General features: G+C 69.7%; 8 protein-coding genes and 1 pseudogene. 3 read left to right on the top strand and 6 right to left on the bottom strand.

Annotated elements, in window-relative coordinates; translation table 11 throughout:
* Positions 1–237 (bottom strand): hypothetical protein (locus tag FV234_RS26775; protein ID WP_246686261.1); only part of this gene is annotated, 237 nt, incomplete at its 3' end.
* A gap of 114 nt (positions 238–351) precedes the next feature.
* On the opposite strand from FV234_RS26775, the gene FV234_RS21305 reads away from it, so the two are divergent.
* The 3 genes from FV234_RS21305 to FV234_RS21315 all read left to right on the top strand — a co-directional run bounded on the left by FV234_RS21305 (position 352) and on the right by FV234_RS21315 (position 17,071).
* Positions 352–15,588, top strand: coding sequence for an autotransporter-associated beta strand repeat-containing protein (locus FV234_RS21305; RefSeq protein WP_281407965.1), 15,237 nt, complete (start codon positions 352–354; stop codon positions 15,586–15,588).
* Between the two features lie 80 nt (positions 15,589–15,668).
* Complete coding sequence (locus FV234_RS21310) at positions 15,669–16,265, top strand: invasion associated locus B family protein (protein WP_147831514.1); 597 nt, start codon at positions 15,669–15,671, stop codon at positions 16,263–16,265.
* A gap of 65 nt (positions 16,266–16,330) precedes the next feature.
* Positions 16,331–17,071 (top strand): SapC family protein, encoded by a 741-nt coding sequence (locus FV234_RS21315; RefSeq protein ID WP_147831516.1) that lies wholly within the window; start codon positions 16,331–16,333, stop codon positions 17,069–17,071.
* Positions 17,072–17,236: 165 nt separating this feature from the next.
* Here the strand turns inward: FV234_RS21315 and FV234_RS21320 are convergent, their stop codons facing one another.
* The 5 genes and pseudogenes from FV234_RS21320 to FV234_RS26525 form a co-directional block, all read right to left on the bottom strand.
* Positions 17,237–17,962: a recombinase family protein gene (locus FV234_RS21320; RefSeq protein ID WP_147831518.1), complete on the bottom strand. Its 726-nt coding sequence runs from the start codon at positions 17,960–17,962 to the stop codon at positions 17,237–17,239.
* 28 nt (positions 17,963–17,990) lie between these two features.
* Positions 17,991–18,322, bottom strand: a pseudogene (locus tag FV234_RS21325) (transposase); the annotation flags it as partial.
* Between the two features lie 508 nt (positions 18,323–18,830).
* Complete coding sequence (locus FV234_RS21330) at positions 18,831–20,252, bottom strand: hypothetical protein (RefSeq protein ID WP_147831520.1); 1,422 nt, start codon at positions 20,250–20,252, stop codon at positions 18,831–18,833.
* A 328-nt stretch (positions 20,253–20,580) separates the two neighbouring features.
* Entirely contained in the window at positions 20,581–20,715 is a 135-nt protein-coding gene (locus FV234_RS26975; protein WP_281407964.1) for a hypothetical protein, read from the bottom strand.
* 156 nt (positions 20,716–20,871) lie between these two features.
* On the bottom strand, positions 20,872–21,077 hold a 206-nt coding region (locus FV234_RS26525), incomplete at its 5' end, for a hypothetical protein (RefSeq protein ID WP_210250945.1).

Consider the following 21,077-nt stretch of genomic DNA (forward strand, 5'->3'; position numbering starts at 1 on the left):
TCGCGCGAGGGCGCCAGCGGCAGCGGTGGATTCGCCGGCGGGGCCGGGACGAACCTCTCGAATGGAAGCGGCGGCGGCGGCGGTGGAGCGCTTGGCGGCGCGATTTTCGTCCAGCAGGGCGGCGTCCTCAACGTCGTCGACTCCTTCAGTCAGACCACCGCGACGCTGACGCCTGGTTCGGGGGGATCGTCCGGCGCCGGCGCAGGCGCCGCCTTCGGCTCCGGACTGTTCCTGCAAGGCAATGGAACGATCGGTTTCACCCCCGGCACCGGGACGACGCAGACGATCGCGGGCACCATCGCCGACCAGACCGGATCGGGCGGCACCGGTGGCAACGCCGGTAGCTACGGCCTGAACAAGGCCGGCGCCGGCACCCTGACGCTGACGGGCAGCAACACCTACACCGGCGGGACCGCCGTGACGGTCGGGCGGCTCGTCGCCTCGAACACCGGCAACGCCTTCGGCACCGGCGGCACCGTGGCGATCAGCGCCAACGCCACCGTCGAGCTGAACAGCACGGGGGCCAACGATTTCCGCCAGGCGCCCAACACCTTCACCGGCGCGGGCACGATCCAGAAGACCGGCGCCGGCGTGTTCCGTTTCGGGAGCCCCGCAGGCCCCACGACCATCAGCCTCGCTCAGGACGGCCTGATCGACGTGCAGGCCGGCAGGCTGAACGGCAGCAGCGACGCGAACGGCATCTGGACGAACAACCTCGGCAGTCTGAACATCGCGGCCGGAGCGACCTTCGACGGGGTCGAGGGGACCATCCGCGTCGATGCGCTGACCGGCGCCGGGACGCTGCAGGGCGGCTTTGGGGGAGACCCGCGCTCCACGACGGTCGGCGTCGCAGGCGGGTCGGGCACGTTCTTGGGCAGCATCCAGAATGCAGGCGGTACGCTCGCCCTGACCAAGGAGGGCGCCGGAACGCAGGCGCTGTCGGGTAACAACACCTACACGGGCGGCACCACCTTCGCGGGCGGCATCCTCAATGCCGGCAGCGCCGGGGCGCTGGGCAGCGCCGGCACGCTCAGCTTTACCGGCGGCACGCTCCAGTACAGCGCGGCCAACCAGACCGACTACTCGGGTCGCTTCGCGACGAACGTCGGGCAGCTCTACAGCATCGACACCAACGGGCAGGCCGTCACCTTCGCGTCGGCGCTGACCTCGTCGGGCGGCAGCCTGAGCAAGTCGGGCGCCGGCACGCTGACCCTGACCGGAGCCAACACCTACACCGGCACGACGACGATCAACGCCGGCACCCTCGCGGTGACCGGCGGCAACGCCATCGCCAACGCCGGCACGGTGGCGCTGACCGCGGGCGGGGGCGGCACCTTCGCGGTCCAGGCCAACGAGACCATCGGCGCGCTGACCGGCGGCGCGGCGGTGAACGGGATTGGCGGCGGCACGGTGACGATCGCCTCGGGCCAGACGCTCACCACGGGCGCGGCCAACGTCAGCACGATCTATTCCGGCGCTGTGACCGGCGGGGGCGCCCTGCGCGTGCAGGGCCTGACGGGCACCAACACCGCGACGTTCGCCGGTGCACTGACGCAGACTGGCGGCTTCACGGTGGCCGACGCATCGAACGTCAGGATCGCGGCCACGGGCAGCTACACCGGCGGCACGGAGGTCGAACTCAACGGCGGTACCTTCACCAACCTGGGCACCGTCGATACGCGAACCTCAGGGGTCGTCGGCAAGGTCGAGGCTATCAGCTTCAACGCCACGGGTACCGTCACGAACGGCGCGGCCGATGCGACGGGCGCGATGGTCCGGGGGCGCGATAGTGGCATCACCTCGGTGGGGTCCGCTGCTGCCACCGTCAACAATTACGGTCTCGTCACCGGCGGCAAGTTTGCCGGCGTCGGTTCGCTCTCCGCGTCCGGCGCGATCACAATTAACAACCTGAACGGGACGACTGCGGGCACCGGCGGCGTCATCTATGGCCAGGGCTCGCAGGATTCCGGCTACGGCGCCTTCAACAACGCAGGCGGCGGCTTGACGGTGACGAACCAGAGCGCGGCCAGGATCGTCGGCACCATCTACGGCGTCTACGGCACCGGCACGGCGACGACCATCACCAACGCGGGCACGATCGCGTCCGGGACGTACAACACCGGCACGGGCGTGATCACCGTCGGCGGCACTGCGGGTATCCGGCTCGATGCCGGCGGCATGGTCACCAACCAGAACGGTGGCGTGATCGATAGCGGCGGGCGCGGCGTCAGCCTCGGGGCCGCGGGCACGGTCGACAACCAGCTCGGCGGCATCATCCGCCACACGGGGACGGCGGACAACGGCACCGGCAACGGCGCCGGAATTTACGCCAGCGGCAACCTGATCCTGACCAACGGTGGCACGATCACCACCACCGCCGGCGGTTCAAACGACGGCGTGACCGTGCTCGGCGTGGCCACCATCACCAACACCGGCATGCGGGTGAACGGCACGCTCACCGGCGGCCTGATCCAGGCGGCGAACGCCGCCGGCATCGCGATCGCAGGCGCGAGCAGCAGCGTCACCAACAGCGGCACGATCCAGGGCGGCACCAGCAGCGTCGGCATCAACCTCAACAACGGCGGCACGATCACCAACCAAGCGGGCGGCCTGATCGCCGGCTCGGTCAACAGTATCATCAGCGCCGGCTCCGACCCCGCGACCATCACCAACGACGGCACGATCCGCGCGACGGGCGGCCAGGGCATCGTGCTGCAGGCGGGCGGGACGATCACCAACGGCTCGACGACCAACAAGGCCGCGCTCATCGCGGCCGACAACGGCAGCGGCATCAACAACTCGGGGAGCAGCGACACCGTCGTCAACAACTACGGCCGCATCCAGGGGACGGGCTTTTCGGGGGCCGGGCAGGCGAGCGGCGCCGGCGCGTTCACGCTGAACAACCTCGGCGCCGCCTCGGTGGTCTACGGCACCGGCAACCTCGGGGCGTACAACGCCGGCACCGGCGCGCTGACGGTCCGGAACGAGGGCCTCATCGTCTCCGGAGGCATCGGCACGGGCAACGCCGCGGTCCGGGCCGTCGGCACGGCCACCATCACCAACAGCGGCACGATCGGCACGGGCTCGGTCAGCGACGCCGGCGCCTACACCGCCGCCACGACCGGCTCCGCGAATGCCGTATCCCTCGACGTCGGCGGCACGGTCACCAACCAGGCCGGCGGCGCGATCCGGGCCCGCGGCCAGGGCATCGACGCGGGCGGCGCGCTGACGCTGACCAACGCCGGCACGATCGATTCGGTCGTGGAGAGCGGCGTGTTCCTGCGGGCCGGCGGCGCGATCTCCAACACCGGCGCGGGCGTCATCTCCGGCCAGAACGGCATCGACGCCAACCTGCCGGGCACGGCGTCGGCGATCACGGTGACCGGCGGCGGCACGCTCACCGGCCGCGCCGGCTTCGGCGTGCGCGCGGTGTCGGGCACCGGCGCCGTCGTGCTTGGTACCACGCAGGCGGCGCTCGGCGGGGTCACGGGCACCAGCACCGCGATCCTGGCCTCGACCGGCGGGGCCGGCAGCGCCAGCGTCGTCACCGGCGGGAACGTCACCAGCACCACCGCGGACGCCATCAACGTCGCGACCTCCGGCTCGGGCGACGCGCGCGTCGCGATCGGCGCGGGTACCACCGTGACCGGCGCTTCGGCCGGCGGGAACAACCACGGCGCGGGCGTGCGCGTGGCCGCCACCGGCACCGGCAGCGCCAGCCTGACGGTCGGCGACGGCGCCACCGTGCGCGGCGACCAGCCGGGCGCCATCGCCACGAGCATCGACGGCAGCGCCGCGATCGCCATGGGCGACAACGCGACCACCGCGGGCACCTCGGGGGCGGTCGTTGACAGGAGCGGCACCACGACCGCCGGCTCCGCGCGCCTCACCTACGGCACTAACGGCACGATCACGGCGGCGGGCACGGACGCCAACGACCCCTACCAGGGCCAGGGCGTGTTCGTGGGCAACCAGGGCACCGGCTCGCCCGACGCGGGTCCGGCGACCAGCATCACGCTCGGCGCGGGCACCAGCGTGACCGGCAACGCCAACGGCATCATCCTCCAGCAGACCAACGCCGCCAACGCGGGCGCGGCCTCGATCACCATCGGCGGCAACGTGACGGGGCTGGGCCTGTCCTCCGCGGCGCCGACCGCCTACGCGACGCAGCAGCAGAACACGCTGGGCGCCGACAACCGGGCCGGCTTCGGCGTGCTCGCCCTGAACGCGGGCACCGGCACGCTCACCGTCACCACGAACGGCGGGACGATCCAGTCGGCGGTCAACAACAACGCCATCGACGCGCGCAACGCGAGCGGCCTGCTCACCGTGACCAATCGCGCCGCGCTCCGGCACGCGGACGGGGTGACGGGCGGAACGGGCCTCAACGCGATCGGCGCCGGCACTGTCAGCGTGACCAACTCCGGCGCGATCAGCGCAGCGGGCGGCGCCTTCGCCAGCGGCATCGTCGCCACCAGCACGACGGGCGCCGGCGACGTGACCGTCGACAACCAATCCGGCGGCACGATCGGCCAGGCGGGTACGCCGGTCACGGGCGCGGGCATCAACGCCTTCGTCCAGGGCAACGGCAACGGCTCGATCGGCGTCAGCAACGCGGCGGCGATCAACGCCGGCACCATGGGCATCCGGGCCACCACCAGCGGCGGCGGCAACGTCAACGTCAACGGCGCCGGGGCGATCACCGCCGGCACCGTCGGCATCCAGGCGACCAACACCGGGTCGGGGGGCGTGGCCGTTGGCAACAACGCCGCGATCGGCGCGGTCAGCGCCGGCACGATCGGCATCGACGCGCGGATCGCCTCGCTCGGCACCGTCTCGGTGACCACCGGCGCCGGCGCGATCACCGGCAACACCGGCGGCGGCAACCAGGCCGCCAACGTCGGCATCAACGCCGGCTCCACCAGCACGGGCGCCAGCGGCGCGCTCAGCGTCACCACCGGCACGGGGGCAGTCTCCGGCCGCAGCGGCATCACCGCGTCCTCGGCCGGCACGGCCTCGGGCAGCACGGTCACGGTCAATGTCGGCGGCAACGTCACCGGCACGGGCGGGAACGGCGTGTCGGCCACGGGCGTGGCCGGTCTCGTCACCGTCAACCAGACCACCGGCACGATCCAGGCGACGAACTACGGCATCACCGCCGACAGCAGCGGAACGGGCGCGGTCGTCGTCAACCAGACCGGCGGGCAGATCAACACCACCGCGACCGACTCGGGCGTCGCCGGCATCAGCGTGGCGCGCAATACATCCGGGGCGATCACCATCGCTTCCGGGACGGTGACATCGGCCTCGGAGGGCGTGCGCGCCTTCAACTTCGGCAGCCAGGCCGGCGACATCGCCGTCACCGCCAACGGCAACATCACGTCTACGCGCGTTGCGATCAACACGGGTCGGCACGGCGGTGGCACCGGCAACGTCGCGGTCACCACGGCGACCAACACGACGGTCTCGACGTCCGGCACCACAGACCCGGCCATCGTCAGCGACTACCGCGGCACGGGAGCGGGCTACGTCCAGGTCACCAACAACGGCACCGTGACCCGGCCGAGCGGGACGGGGGGCACCGCCATCGCGACCACCAACGGGACGACCGGGGGGCCGTCCGCGGGGGCGACACTCGGCGGGACGCTGACGGCCATCGCGGTGTCCAACACCGGCACGATCGCCAACCACTTCGCCACCGGCATCTCGGCGCAGGCCAACAGCGCCGGCGTGGTGAGCGTCGCCAACTCCGGCACCATCACGGTGGGCACCACCGGCATCCTGGCCACCAACTCCGGCGCCGGGGCGGTGACCGTCGCCACCACGGCCGGCACCGTCTCGGGCGGCACCGGCATCGACGCGCGCTCGACCAACGGGACGACGGCCGGCACGGTCACGGTCAACGTCGGCGCCAACGTCACCGGCACCGGCGGCAGCGCCGTATCCGCGACGGGCGTGGCCGGCACGGTCACGGTCAATCAGACGGCCGGCACGATCCAGGCCACCGCCAACGGCATCGACGCCACCAGCACGGGAGGCGGCGGTATCGTCGTCAACCAGTCCGGCGGGCAGATCGGTACGAACGCGACCACCCGTGTCGGCGGCATCGGCATCAACGCGACGCGGGCCACGGCCGGCATGATCACGGTCACGAACAACACGATCTTCTCGACCGGCATCGGCGTGAACGCGCAGAACACCGGCACCGGTGTGGGCAACGTCGCGGTCGGCAGCGTCGCCGGCAGCGTGATCACCGCAGGCACGACCGGCATCACCGCGACCACGGCCGGCACGGGTACGATCACCGTGACCGCCGGGGCGATCACCACGACGAACGGCTCGGGCATCGTCGCCACCGGCACCTCGGGCGCGGTGGCGGTCACCGCCAACGGCGCCATCGCGGCCGGGAGCACCGGTGGTGCTGCCAACGCGGGCGTGTTCCTGACCGGCAACAGCGCCGGCAACACCGTCACGGTCGGCGCCAGCGGCGCCGCGACCCAGCCGACCGTGCAGGGCGCGATCGGCCTGCGGGTGGCCGGCACCGGCACCACGGGCCTGACCAACTACGGCACCATCGCGGCCGGCGGGACCGGCGGGAACGCGGTCCAGATCGACGGCGGCACCCTCACCCTCGGCGACACGGCCGGCACGCTCACGGGCAACCTCGCGATCGTCAACGCGGCGGCGCAAGGCGGCAACGGCGCCAGCGTGCTCAGCGTGAACCGCACCGCGGCCCTGACGCTCGGCAACACCATCACCGGCGCGGGCACGCTCGCCCAGAACGGCGCCGGGCTGCTGAGCCTCGCCGGCACGAACAGCGCGACCGCCGGCCAGTTCACCGGCACGGCCAACGTCAATGCCGGCACGCTCGCGGTGAACGGCGTGTTCGGCGACACGGCCGGCAACACCGCCCGCGTGGTCGTCAACTCCGGCGGCACGCTCGGGGGCGGCGGCACGGTGGCCGGTCAGGTCACGGTCAATGCCGGCGGCACGCTTTCGCCGGGCAACTCGCCGGGTACCTTGACGGTGGCCGGCAACGTGACGCTCGCCGCGAATGCGACGGCGCGCTACGAGCTCGGCGCAGCCGGCGTGGTCGGGGGCCAGAACAACGACCTCGTCACGGTCGGCGGCAACCTCTCGGTGGACAATGCGAGCCGGCTGGCCCTGCAGACCACTGCCGGCGGGCAGATCGCCAGCGGCTACTACACCCTGTTCGACGTGGCCGGCACGATCGCCGCCGGCCGCTTCGGCACGGTGACCAACGGCGGGCAGAGCGCCACCACCGACGTCACGCAGATCGTGACCAATTCCGGGCAATCACCGTCGCAGTACAACGTCCTGCTCGCGAGCAACGGCCAGCTGGTCCAGTTCTGGGACGGCACCAACCAGTCGCGCAACGGCGTGGTGAACGGCGGCGCGGGGGTCTGGAACGGCACCAGCACCAACTGGACCACGTTCGACGGCCAGATCAACGACCAGTGGCGCTCGCAGGCCGGGGTGTTCTCCGGCGCGGCCGGCGGCGCGGTGACGGTGGCTGGCGCGCAGAGCTTCCAGGCGCTGCAGTTCAGCACCAACGGCTACACCTTGTCGGGCGACGCGCTAAACCTTGTGGCCGATCGCGGCATCACCGGCAGCACCGCGGGCTCGATCACGGTCGACGGCGGGATCGCGGCGAGCGTAGGCTCCGTTCTCCAGGGCACAGCTGGGCTGACCAAGCTCGGCGGCGGCGCCCTGACGCTGACGGGGGCCAACACCTATGCCGGGCTCACCACGGTGAGCGGCGGCACGCTGGCGCTTTCCGGTACCGGGACGCTGGCCCAGTCGAGCGGCGTGGCGCTGGCCACCGCCGGCACCTTCGACATCTCTGGGCTGACTAATGGCGGGACGCTGATCCGCGCGCTCACCGACAGCGCGTCGGGTCAGGCTGGCGCGGTGACGCTAGGTGCCAACCGGCTCACCATCACCAACCCGGCCGGCACGTTCGGCGGGGCGATCAACGGCAGCGGCGGCCTGACGCTGGGCGGCAACGGCACGCAGACGCTCACCGGCATCAACGGCTATACCGGCACCACCCTGATCAATGCCGGCACGCTGGCGTTATCCGGCGCGGGCTCGATCGCCGCCTCCAGCGGCGTGACGGTCACCGGCGCGCTCGACATCTCACAGTCGAACGCAGGTGCGTCCCTCACCACCCTGTCGGGTCCCGGCACCGTCTATCTCGGCGCGCGCACGCTCACCGTCAGCAACGGCTCCACCACCTTCGCGGGCGCGATCCGCGACGTCGGCGGCATCACCAACGTGGCCGGCGGCGGGCTGACCGTCACCGGCGGCACGCAGACGCTGTCGGGCACGAACACCTATGCCGGCGCCACGACGGTGACCGGCGGCACGCTGGCCCTGTCGGGTACCGGCGCCATCGCCCAGTCGAGCGGCGTGATCCTGGCCACCGGCGGCACCTTCGACATTGCGGGGCTGAGCAACGGCGGCGCCTCGATCGTCAACCTGTCCAACACCGCCTCCGGCCAGACCGGCACGGTGACGCTTGGCGCCAACCGCCTGACCCTGACGAACGCCGACGGCAGCTTCGGCGGGGCGATCAACGGCACCGGCGGCCTGACCCTGAACGCCGGCACGCTGACGCTCTCGGGGGCCAACACCTATACCGGCACGACGATCGTGGCGGGCGGCAGGCTCTCGAACACCGGCAGCCTCGCTGGTAGCGTGAGCAACGCGGCGACCTTCGCCAATGCGGACTCGGTGGCCGGCGGCCTGACCAACACCGACACCGCCACGAATAGCGGCGGCATCGGCGGCGCGGTCGCCAACAGCGGCACGTTCACGAACAGCGGCACGGTTGGCGGCGGGCTCACCAACAGCGCCGGCACCGCGACCAACACCGGCACGATCAACGGCGGCGCGACGATCCTCGCCGGTCGCCTCGACAGCAACGCCGCCACCAGCGTGATCAACGGCACGCTGACCAATGCCGGGACCGTGACAGCGCAGGGTCAGATCAACGGCGCGGTCGCCAACCAGGGGGGCGGCAGCTTCACGGTGGTCGGTGCGCTCACCGGCGTCACGCGTCTCACCAACGACGGGATGGTGGATCTCCGCGGCAACGGCCTCGCGATCGGCTCGCTGGCCGGCTCGACCGCGGCTGCGACCATCGCCAATGGCGGCACCCTGACGTCCGGGGCCGACGGCACCTCGTCCGCCTATGCCGGTGCGATCACCGGTGCCACCGCGCTGACCAAGGTCGGTGCGGGCACGCTGACGCTCTCGGGCACCAGCAGCTACACCGGCGGCACGACGCTGAACGGTGGGACGCTGCAGGTCGGGGCCGATGCCAATCTCGGCGCCACCACCGGCGCCCTGACCTTCGGCGGCGGCACGCTGGCGAACTCCGCAAGCTTCACCACCACCCGCGCCGTCACCCTGACGGCGGCCGGCGGCACCGTCAGCCCCGCGGCGAACACAGCGCTGACCCTGGCCGGTGCGATCGGCGGCCCCGGTGCGCTCACCGCGGCCGGCACCGGCCGGGTGATCCTGACCAACACCAACACCTATGGCGGCGGCACCCTGGTCAATGCCGGAGCCACGCTGCAGGTCGGGGCCGGCGGCACCGCCGGTACCCTGCCCGGCAACGTCACCACCAACGGCACGCTCGCGTTCAACCGTTCGGATGCCGTGACCTATGCCGGGACGATCGCCGGCACCGGCAGCGTGCAGCAGAACGGTACCGGGCTGCTCGACCTGACCGGCACGAACAGCGCGGCCAACGGCCAGTACACCGGCACCACCAGCCTGAACGCCGGCACGCTCGCCCTGAACGGCGTGTTCGGCGATACCGTGGCCAACGGCGCGACGCTCGTCGTCAACGCCGGGACGCTGCAGGGGGCCGGGACCTTCGCTGGCTCGGTCACCGTCAACGGCGGCACCGTCAATGCCGGCGGCGCCCCCGGTGCCGCGACCGGCACCCTGACCGTGGCACGCGACTACACCCTGACGGGCGGCGCCACCTCGGTGTTCGAGTTCGGCGCGTCCGGCACACCGGGCGGGGCGAGCAACGACCTGATCAACGTCGGCCGCAACCTCACGCTGACCGGCACCTTGAACCTCGTCTCGGCCATCGACGCGGCCGCTGCGCCGGTCTCGGGCGCCTACCGCCTGTACAATTACGGCGGCACGCTCGCGGGCGACTTCGCTCAGGTGAACACGCCGAGCGCCGGCACGACGGCGACGGTCTACACGAGCATCCCGACCCAGGTGAACGTGCTGCTCACCAACGGCAACCAGTCGGTGCAGTTCTTCGACGGCATCGACACCACCGGCGCGGGCGTCGGCGGACAGGGCGGCACCGGCCCGTGGAACGCCACCACCACCAACTGGACGACGCTGCCCGGCGGGCAGGTCAACGACATCTGGCGCTCCGGCGTCGCGATCTTCGGCGGCACGGCCGGCACCGTGACGGTGGCGGGCGCGCAGAACCTGCAGGGCGTACAGTTCACGGTCGACGGCTACCAGCTCGCCGGCACCGGGACGCTCAACCTCACTGGCGACCCCTTCACCACGGCCAATCAGAGCTTCGTCAACGTCAACCAGGGCGTCGGCGCGACCATTGCCAACGCGCTGACCTCGACCGGCGGCACGATCGGTCTCGTCAAGCTCGGCGCCGGCACGCTGACGCTGACGGGCGCGAGCAGCTACACCGGTACGACCACCGTCCAGGCCGGCACGCTCGCCATCGAGGGTAGCGGTTCGATCGCCTCGTCGGTCGCCAACGCGGCGACCTTCGCCAATGCGGGCACGGTGGCCGGCGGCCTGAGCAACACCGGCACTGCCACGAACAGCGGCGGTATCGGCGGGGCGGTGGCCAACGGTGGCACGTTCACGAACGCCGGCACAGTCGGGGGCGGTCTGACGAACAGCGCCGGCACCTCGACCAACACCGGTACGATCAACGGCGGCGCGACGATCCTAGCCGGGACGCTGACCACTACCGGTGTCATCAACGGGACGCTGAGCAACAATGCCCGCGTCAACGCGCAGGGCCAGATCAACGGCGCGGTGACCAATACGGCCGGCGCGACCTTCGTCCAGACCGGTGCGCTCACCGGTGTCGCGCGTCTGACCAACGACGGTTCGGTCGACCTCGGCGGCAACAGCCTCACAGTAGGCTCGCTCGCGGGCTCGACCGCCGCCGCGATCATCGCCAACGGCGGTACCCTGACCACCGGATCCGACAGCACCTCGTCGACGTATGCCGGTGCGATCACCGGTGCCACGGCCCTGACCAAGGTCGGTGCGGGCACGCTGACGCTGTCGGGCGCCAACGGCTTCACCGGCGCGACCACGATCTCCGCCGGGACGCTCGCCCTGTCGGGTGCGGGTTCGGTCGCCGCGTCGCAGGGCGTGTCCGTAGCCGGCAATGCCGGCTTCGACATCGCCGGCGTCACCGCGCCGGGGACCTCGATCGTGACGCTGTTGGGCACCGGCGCCGTCACCCTCGGCGCCAACCGACTGACCCTGACGAACGCCTCGACCACCTATGGCGGCGTCGCCTCCGGCACCGGCGGGCTGACGCTGAACGCCGGCACGCTGACGCTCTCGGGCGCCAACAGCTACACCGGCACGACGATCGTGGCGGGCGGCACGCTCACGAACACCGGCAGCCTCGCCTCCTCGGTGAGCAACGCGGCGACCTTCACCAACGCCGGCTCGGTGGTCGGTAGCCTGAGCAACACCGGCACGTCGACCAACACCGGCACGATCAACGGCGGCGCGACGATCCTAGCCGGGACGCTGACCACTACCGGTGTCATCAACGGGACGGTGAACAACAGCGCCCGCGTCAACGCGCAGGGCCAGATCAACGGCGCGGTGACCAATACGGCCGGCGCGACCTTCGTCCAGACCGGTGCGCTCACCGGTGTCGCGCGTCTGACCAACGACGGCACGGTCGATCTCGGCGGCAACAGCCTCGCGGTCGGCTCGCTGGCCGGTGCGACCCGGACGGCGACCATCACCAACGGCGGCACCCTGTCGGCCGGGTCGGGCGGCACCTCCTCGGCCTATGCCGGTGCGATCACCGGTGCGACGGCCCTGACCAAGGTCGGGACCGGTACGCTGACGCTGTCGGGTCCCAACACCTACACCGGGGCCACCGCGATCAACGCCGGCACGCTGCAGGCGGGCGCCGTCAACGCCTTCTCGGCGGGTTCCGCCGTCACGATCGCGGCCGGCGCCCGGATGGATCTGGCCACCTTCAACCAGATCGTCGGGTCGCTCTCCGGCGCCGGCAGCGTGACGCTGGGGTCGGGTACCCTGACCACCGGCGGCAGCAACGCCACCACTACCTATGCCGGCACGATCTCCGGCAGCGGCGGGCTGATCAAGGTCGGGACCGGCACCTTCACGCTCTCGGGCGCCAACACTTTCACCGGGACCACCGCCGTGCAGGCGGGTACGCTCGTCAACGCGGGCTCGCTGGCCGGTCCGGTCGCCAACGCCGCGACCTTCACCAACACCGGTAGCGTCGCAGGCATGTTGACCAACACCGGCAATGCCACGAACAGCGGCAGTCTCAACGGAGGCGTCGGCAACAGCGGCACCCTCGCGACCTCGGGCACGATCGCCGGTGGTCTCACCAACACCGGCACGGTCGTGGCTTCTGCCGGCCGCATCGACGGAGCCATCGTCAACAACGCCGGGACGTTCAGCGTCACCGGCAACGTGGCGAGCAACGGCACACTCACCAATGCCGGCGGCGCCACGGTGGCGATCACGGGCTCGGGCGCCTACGGGATCGCCGGCCTGCTCACCAATGCCGGCAGCCTGACGGTGGCCACCGGCGGCAGCCTCACGGCCCCGGCCGGGATCGTCAATTCCGGCTCGATCGCGGTGGCGCAGGGCGGCACGATCACCGATGCGCTGGCCAACAGCGGCAGCGTCGTCAACGACGGCACCTACAACGCCGACGTGAGCAACACCGCCTCCGGCACCATCGCCAACCGCGCCACCGGCGTGTGGACCGGCAACCTCACCGCCAATGCCGGCAGCGTCACCAATGCCGGCCTGTGGCAGGGCAACGCCCGCAACGATGCCGGCGGGACGCTGGCGAACTCCGGCACCTGGAACACGGCTTCCGCGCCGATCTCCAATGCCGGGACGCTGGCCAACACCGGCACGATCAACGGTGGCGTCGCCAACAGCGGCGGCTTCACCAATGCTGCGACGCTCAACGGCGGGCTCGCCAACAGCGCTGGCACCAGCACCAACACCGGGACGATCAACGGCGCGGTGGCGGTGACCGGTGGTAGCCTCGCCACCAGCGGCACGATCAACGGGGCGGTAACCAACGCCGCCGCGATCACCGCGTCGGGCCGGATCGCCGGGGCGGTGACCAATGCGGCGGGCGGCAGCTTCGTCCTCACCGGCCCGCTTGCCGGCATGACGCGCCTGTCGAACGACGGCACGGTCGATCTCGGCAGGACCGCCTTCACCGTCGGCTCGCTCTCGGGCAGCAACGCGGCGGCGGTCCTGCGCAACGGCGCGCTGACCACCAACAGCGACAACAGCACCACATCCTATGCGGGTACGATCGTCGACGGCGGCAGTGCCACCAGCCTGACTAAGCTCGGATCGGGCACGCTGACGCTCACCGGCACCAACACCTACTCGGGCGGCACCACGGTCTCGGCCGGCACTCTGGTAGCCTCGGCCGCCAGCCTCGGCAGCGGCGGTGTGACCAGCAACACCACGCTGGTGATCGATCAGGCGAGCGATGCGACGCTCGGCAACGCCCTCAACGGCACCGGACGCTTCGTCAAGCAGGGTGCCGGCACGCTGACCTACACCGGCACCGGCACCCTCTCGGGGCCCACCACGGTCGCCACGGGCGGGTTCGTGGTCAACGGCAGCCTCGCCGCCTCGCCGGTCACCGTGGCCAACGCGGCGGTCGTCGGCGGCACAGGGACCATCGGCGGCCTGACCGTCCAATCCGGTGCGATCGTCGCCCCGGGGGCCAGCACCGCTGCCGGCAGCCTCGGCACGCTGAACGTGAATGGCAACGTGCTGTTTGCCAGCCAGTCGATCTACCGGGTCGATGCCACGGCAGCCGGACAGTCCGACCGTATCGCGAGCACCGGCACCGCGACGTTACAGGGCGGCACGGTTCAGGTCACCGCCGGCACGGGGGCCTATGCCCCGAGCACGCGCTACACCATCCTGACGGCGGCAGGCGGCCTGACCGGGCGGTTCGCGGGCGTGACCTCGAACTTCGCCTTCCTGACGCCGTTCCTGACCTACGACGCCAACGACGCCTACCTGCGGCTCGCTCGCAACGACTTGGCATTCGGCACCACGGCGCAGACCGGCAACCAGGCCGGCGTCGCCGCCGCCGCCCAGGCGCTGGGCGTCGGCACGCCGATCTACGACGCGATCGCGGTGCTCTCCGCACCGCAATCACGCCAAGCGTTCAACGCGCTCTCGGGTGAGGTCTATTCCAGCGCGATCACGACGATGTTCGAGGGCGCCACGTTCGTGCGCGAGACCATCCTCGATCACCTGCGCTTCGGCGAGAGCAACGGCTTTGCCGGCGGCTTCGGTGGTCCCGGCAGCGTCGGTCAGCGCTTCGCTCCCGGCTCGACCCTGCCGGGGACCTACACCGCCGACCTGCCGGGTCGAGCCCCGACGATCTCGGCGGTGCCGACGCAACTCGTGGTGCCGGCCTACGCGGTCTGGGGCCAGGCGTTCGGCGCCTTCGGCAACACGGCCTCGAACGGCAACGCCGCCGGGCTGTCGCGTCAGACCAGCGGCTTCGTGCTCGGGGCCGAGACGAGCCTGTCGGGCCTGACCGGCGCCGGTGCGGTTCTGTCCGAGTGGCGGGTCGGCGTTGCCGGCGGCTACAGCTTCACCGGGTTCGACGTCACCGGCCGGCTGTCCTCGGGCACGGTGGAGAGCGCTTACGGTGCGGTCTACGCCCGCGGCCCGGTCGGACCGCTCCAGGTCCGGCTCGGCGCGGCCTATGCCGACAACTCTCTGACGGCCCGGCGGACGGCGGCGTTCCCCGGCTTCTCCCAGAGCCTGTCGGGTAAGGGCGGCGGTGAGACGATCCAGGGCTTCGGCGAGGTCGGCTACCGCATCGGCACGGCGACGGGCTACATCGAGCCGTTCGCGGGCGGCGCGGCGATCCACATCCGCCGTGACGGCCTGACCGAGCAGGGCGGGATCGCAGCGCTGACGGTGGCCGGGCGTGGCTACGACATCCAGACCGCCACCGCCGGTATCCAGGGCCAGCTCGTGCTCGGCGATGCGTTCGGGGAGAACCGTCCGCTGATCGCCCGCGGCCTGATCGGTTATCGTCGGGCGTTCGGCGACGTGGTGCCCGCGACACTCCTGAGCTTCGGTGCCGGTGGTCCGAGCTTCATCACCTCGGGTGTGCCGATCGACCGGGATGCCCTGGTGACCTCGGCCGGCCTCGATTGGCAGGTGACCACCGCGGCCACGATCGGCCTGAACTACACCGGCCAGGTCGGCCCCCGCGCCCAAGACCACGGCGTGAAGGGCAACTTCAACGTCCGGTTCTAGGACTGGAGCATCAGACCACATCACGGCCTGCGCATCCCCTTGCGCAGGCCGTTCTCATTCCAACCGAGCAGAGTTCCATCATGCCCGCGTTTCCTCACCCCCGCCTCCTCACCCTCGGCTTGCTGTGTGCTGCAACCGTCGTGTTGCCGGCGGCCTTCGCGCTCGCGCAAGGCGGCAAGCCTGCGCCGGCCGCTCCGACCAAACCCGCCGCGGTGCCGACCGAGCCGGGCAGCACCACCGCGAGCTTCGGCGACTGGGTGCTGCGCTGCCAGCGCGGCGGCGGCGACAAGCCGGTGCGGATCTGCGAGGCCGCCCAGACCATGCAGGTCCAAGGTCAGGCCCAGCCGATCGCCCAGATCGCCATCGGCCGGATCTCCGCGGGAGAGCCGCTGCAGGTCACCGCGATCCTGCCGCCCAACGTCGCCCTGCCGGGCAGCGTGCGGGTGCTGACCGACGAGCGGGACACCACCGGCTTCGAGCTGGCCTGGCGCCGCTGCCTGCCCGGCGGCTGCGTCGCCGAGGCGAGCGTGCGCGAGGATGCCCTGCGCCGCTGGCGCGGCTCGGCCGAGCCCGGCCGCATCGCGTTCAAGAACGCCGCCGGCCAGGACGTCGCCATTCCACTGTCGTTCGTCGGCCTCGCCCAGGCCCTGGACGCGCTCGCCAAAGAGCCGGCCTGAGCGCGCCCGAACGCAAGCGCCGCCCCGCCAGCCTATCGATTCCCGCTCCTAGCCGAGGCCCATCCGTGTCCGATTTACCCCTGTTCTACCGCAGCGTGGTTCCGCTGAACCGCGAAGGCCACCGCACCCTCCGTCTTGCCGAGCCCGCACGCTTCGGCTTCGCCCGCGACGCGCATGTGATCCCGGCGGTGGTCGACGAGTTCGCCGCAGCCTGCCGGCACCTGCCGATCCTATTCCTGCCCGAAGGTCCGGTCCCGACGCCGGTGTTCGTCACCGGCTTCCGGCCGGGTCGCTCGATGCTGGTCGATGCCGATGGCGGTTGGACCGGCCGTTACCTGCCGGCCCACCTGCGCCGCTATCCCTTCATCCAGGGCGAGATCGCCGACGCCGACCCGCTCGTCTGCCTCGACGAGGCCGCGGAAGGCCTGGACAGCTCGGGCGGCGAGACCGGCGTTGCGCTGTTCGGCGCGGACGGTGGCGACACCCCCCTGCTCACGGAGCGGATCGCCCTGACCCGACACTATGCCGAGGCGGCCAAGCGCACGGCGGCTTTCGGACAGATCCTGCAGGACCTCGCCCTGTTGCGCCCGGTGACCATCCAGGGGCGGGATACGGAGACCGGCGACACCCACACCCTGTACGGGGCGCAGGGCGTCGACGAAACGGCGCTCGCCGACCTCCCCGACTCGGACCTCCTGCGCCTGCGCCGCGAAGGCTGGCTCAGCCCCCTCTACGCCCACCTCGTCAGCCTTCAGGCGATCGCCGACTTCAACCTCACCTACACCGCCGGCCAGACGGCCGGCTGAGATCGCCGATCCATCTGCCGCCTCGCTGCGGCTCCCGCCTCTCGTCTTGGGGATCTGGGAGCCGCAGTTCCAAAAGGCAAAGTTACGCCAGCGAGCTAGACCCCCTTCGCAGATAGGCAAGCTCGGCAGTTCCAGTGAAACCGGTTGCACTAGGTAATTTGGTCGCTACGCGGACAAGCGTGTCATAGCCCGTTGGACCTGCACTGCCGACCATTTGCCGCCGCGGGCTGTGGGGATGCCACGCTGGTTCATGGCCGCTGCGATCTCCCGCAGACTGGTGGCGCCGGCTTCTTTCACCTCCGCTATTATCGGGGCAAGGTCAACCGCTCGGCTGTTTGCGATCTCCGTCCTGCGGGCGCGGCCCAGGGCGCAGCCCTCGTCATGCTTGCCTAGGTTTTCAGGCTTCCCGAGCTGAATGGCCCTGCCCTCTGCCTGAAGGATGGCACGATCTTCATCGGACAGGGCGGTGTAGTAGGCCCGCTTCGCTGCGAGGGCTTCGCGTGTGCGCTTCGCGATCATAGCCCGCTCTGCCTGTGCGACCACGGCCATGATGCCGACCACCATTTCGTTGGCTTCCGGCATGTCAGCCGCTACAAAGCGAACCCCGGCCTTTTGAAGGCCGAGTAGGAAGTGCGCGTCACGAGAGAGCCGATCGAGCTTAGCGATCACCAGGGTGGCGTGGTGGAGCCGGCACAGCGACAGCGCCTTGTACAGCTCCGGCCTATCGTCCCGGCTGCCGCTCTCGACCTCGACCAGCTCTGCCAGCACGGACCACTGCCCGCCGTTCAAGAAGCTCGCCACCGCTTGCCGCTGGGCCTCCAGCCCGAGCCCAGAGCGGCCCTGCATCTCGGTGGATACCCGCAGGTAAGAAACGTACCGGTCTTGTGCCATCGCTGCTCCCAAAGGTGCTGCAATATTCGGGGAGATCGTGCCCGCGATCGATCATCGCTTTGCGCTCAGAAGACCGGCCTTGCCGAGCGCGCCGGACAAAAAATCGTTGGTCAGCGTCAGTTCGCCGATCTTGGCGTGCAGCGTCTTCACGTCGATGGCTGGTGCCGCCTCCGGCCTGGCCGCGGCTCCGAACACCCCGGCAGCCCCGTCGAGAAGCTGAGCCTTCCAGATCGTAATCTGATTGGGGTGGACATCGAACTGCTGAGCCAGTTCAGCCAGGGTCTTCTCGCCTCGCAGGGCAGCCAGAGCCACCTTCGCCTTGAAGGCCGGGAGGTGATTCCGGCGCTGTCGCTTGCTCATCATTGCTCCTGATCCGCAGCCATCCTGGCCGCCGTCAGGCAGAAACTCCACTCAGCCCCACTGTGCAGATTCCCCGAGCCACCTCTTCACTCGCACGGTTCCAACGGCCCGATCGTGATGGCTGAGCGAGAGCGATGCTAGGTGGAGTTGTCGGCGATTTTCATCGAACGAGCAGAGCCGCCCTCCAAAGCCAGTGAAACCGGTTGCATCGAAGTCGAGATGAGGGACATGGCTTCCCATCCCACAGGTCGGGAGGGTCGTGACCAGCCGCATGGGGCGGGGGAAGCCTTCAGGAGAACGTGTTCAGGCTTTGCAGGTGTCGGACGACCTGCTTCTGCCGTTCTTCCTTTCATAGAGCGACAAACGGCGACAAGAGGCTCGATGTACTGTGGGCTCTTTTTGGCCTACTAGTGAGAATTCACTAATGCCAAACGGGGGTTATTTCCTCATGGAACAGGCAGTTTGGGATGTGGCCCTCACGGGTTGCGATACGCATCTCTCAAGTTCGTCAGGGCGGGAAGTGCTTCGCTTCCGTTGCGGGACGTACCTCATCAAGGGTCCTGATTAGCCAGATTACTGCCGCATAAGGGTGGGCAAGGCAGTAGTGGATCACGTTGCGCGATCGAGCCGATCGGACCCTGATGATCAGGCGACGCTTGACCATCTGCGGAACCAAGCGATCGATGTCAGCGTGCCCCGTGGGAATGATCCCCCCGTGCGCCAGTAGCAGGTTCAGTACCTGCGTCAGAAGGAGGCCGGTCCCGCATATGGCCGACAGTTTGCTGATCAACACGACGAGTTGAGCCCGGGTCGGGTGCTCCCGCGGAATGATCTCTCGGCACGCGGCAATCCACTGGGCTAAGCGCCCTGCAGCTTCCGTGGAGATGTCCTGAAGGAGGTCGGCCATCCCGTTCGCGTTGTCAGCGTAGCCAGTGGAGCGTAGGCCAGCGATGGTCGCGGGCGCCGCCTGGTAGCGGACCTCCGCACGTATACGATCTAGCATCTTTGCGTATAGGACCAGATAGGCCCCTTTCCGACCCAAACTCATGGACAGGGATCGGGCGTTGTCCTGCCGGACCGTCTCGGAACTCACATGCTTCTGGTAGCGGCGGACCCTGACCTCACGGCTAAGGCTCAACGCGTACGGCTCGACGCGGCGAACAGCCTCGACGGCGTCCTCGACCGCGTACTCATGATAAAACTCGGTTTGCCGGAGGCCCCATTGCTGTGGCGGGGGCATGACCAGCAGGTGAGCGTGCCTGTCAGCATCGCCCTCACGTTCGGCACCCACCTCGTAGACGGTGCCGATCGCTCGGGACATGCACTCGAAGACCTGCTCGGCGTAGGCCTGGCAGAACCTCGGCCAGTCTAGGCGGATCGCCGCCTCGATTAGGTCGTCCGGGATCACGTTGTCGGACCCATCAAGGGTGCGGCTCCGCAACGCATCAGCGCGATCAGGCCACGACCTCAGATCGAAGTTGTTCAAGGCAGGGATGGGTTCGGCCGCAGCTTCAACGCCCATGTGTGCGTACAGGCGCGTTGGGTTCAGCGTGATATCGGCGTGCCCTCTGAAAGGATGGGCTTGATCACTCGCCCGAGTTCGGGCTCCGGGTGACCCCGTACGAATCCTCCAAAACGACAGCTTCGCGTTGAAGAGCCATTGGGCCCCTTTGAACTCGATCGCGTGTAAGCCGGCTGGAGTTCTCTCGAACTGGAAGGGGCCGACGCTCTTGCGCTCCTTTAGGTACCCGTAGAGGTCCCCCGCGGTATGGCGGATGCCGATAACCGGAACATGGAAGTTGAGCCGGTCGATCCAGAGAGGGTCCCTCTCCGCATTCTGGCCGGTGAAACCGGTTTCACTGGCGGAGAAGGGCCGAAGGGTCTGGACGCGCTGACGATGGCGTACGGGTGGGCTTGAGGGTTCACGCATCCGGAATAGCGATATCAGTGGGCTTCTATAGAGGCGGGACGCGTTGGTCTGCTGATATGACGGCCTGCACCTACCTCATTCGGTACTTGGTGCTTTGTCACGTCAAGGCATCCCCCTATGTGCGGCGGTTTTGCGTTTCGGCAAACCGCTCACCCGCAGATCTCCAGCTTCCCTAGTTCCTCTCCGGCGGTAACGCCTTCAGGTCGCCGGACCACATTGCCGACTGCTACACTTCGGTGCTACACCCTGACGACAGGCGGCTTCTCTAAGTCGTTGATTTCGTTTGTGTTGGCCGTTGTGGACGATTGTCCCGCAACTTCCGCCAGCCTCATGGTTTTGCAGCTTGCCCACCGAGATGGCTCTTTTTCTTGGTGAAACCGGTTTCACTCGCTCTGTCGATCGGCATACTTCTGAGTTTTTGACGGTAGTGCAGCAGACGAACAGGTCCCCAACCGATACGCATGATTGGGTAAGCCGCTCGCGACGGCAGCAATGCCAACTTGCGTCCATCCCAGTCGCTCCCCTGGCTGTGGAAGCGTCCCGTAGGCGGACGTCGCTGGCAGGGATTGGCCATTCGCAAACGGGCAGATAACGCCGCTCGCTATAGTTTCCCTACCGTTTACAGCTCAATCGGCACCATGGGAATGTCTGCTTCGAGGCCGTCGAGGATGCGGCAGCCTACGACCAGATTGGGTGGATGAACGAACCCGCTCGCGCGGGATGGGTGGCAGCTTCGAGGTTTTCGGATTGAGACGAGCGCCCTGCGCTGATTGAGCGTCGCCCGGCCTGGGCGGACGATCGTGGCTCCCTTCATCCGAGTGGAGC

Origin of the sequence: Methylobacterium sp. WL8, assembly GCF_008040045.1 — a bacterium.
In the GTDB taxonomy this organism is placed as follows: Bacteria; Pseudomonadota; Alphaproteobacteria; order Rhizobiales; family Beijerinckiaceae; genus Methylobacterium; species Methylobacterium cerastii.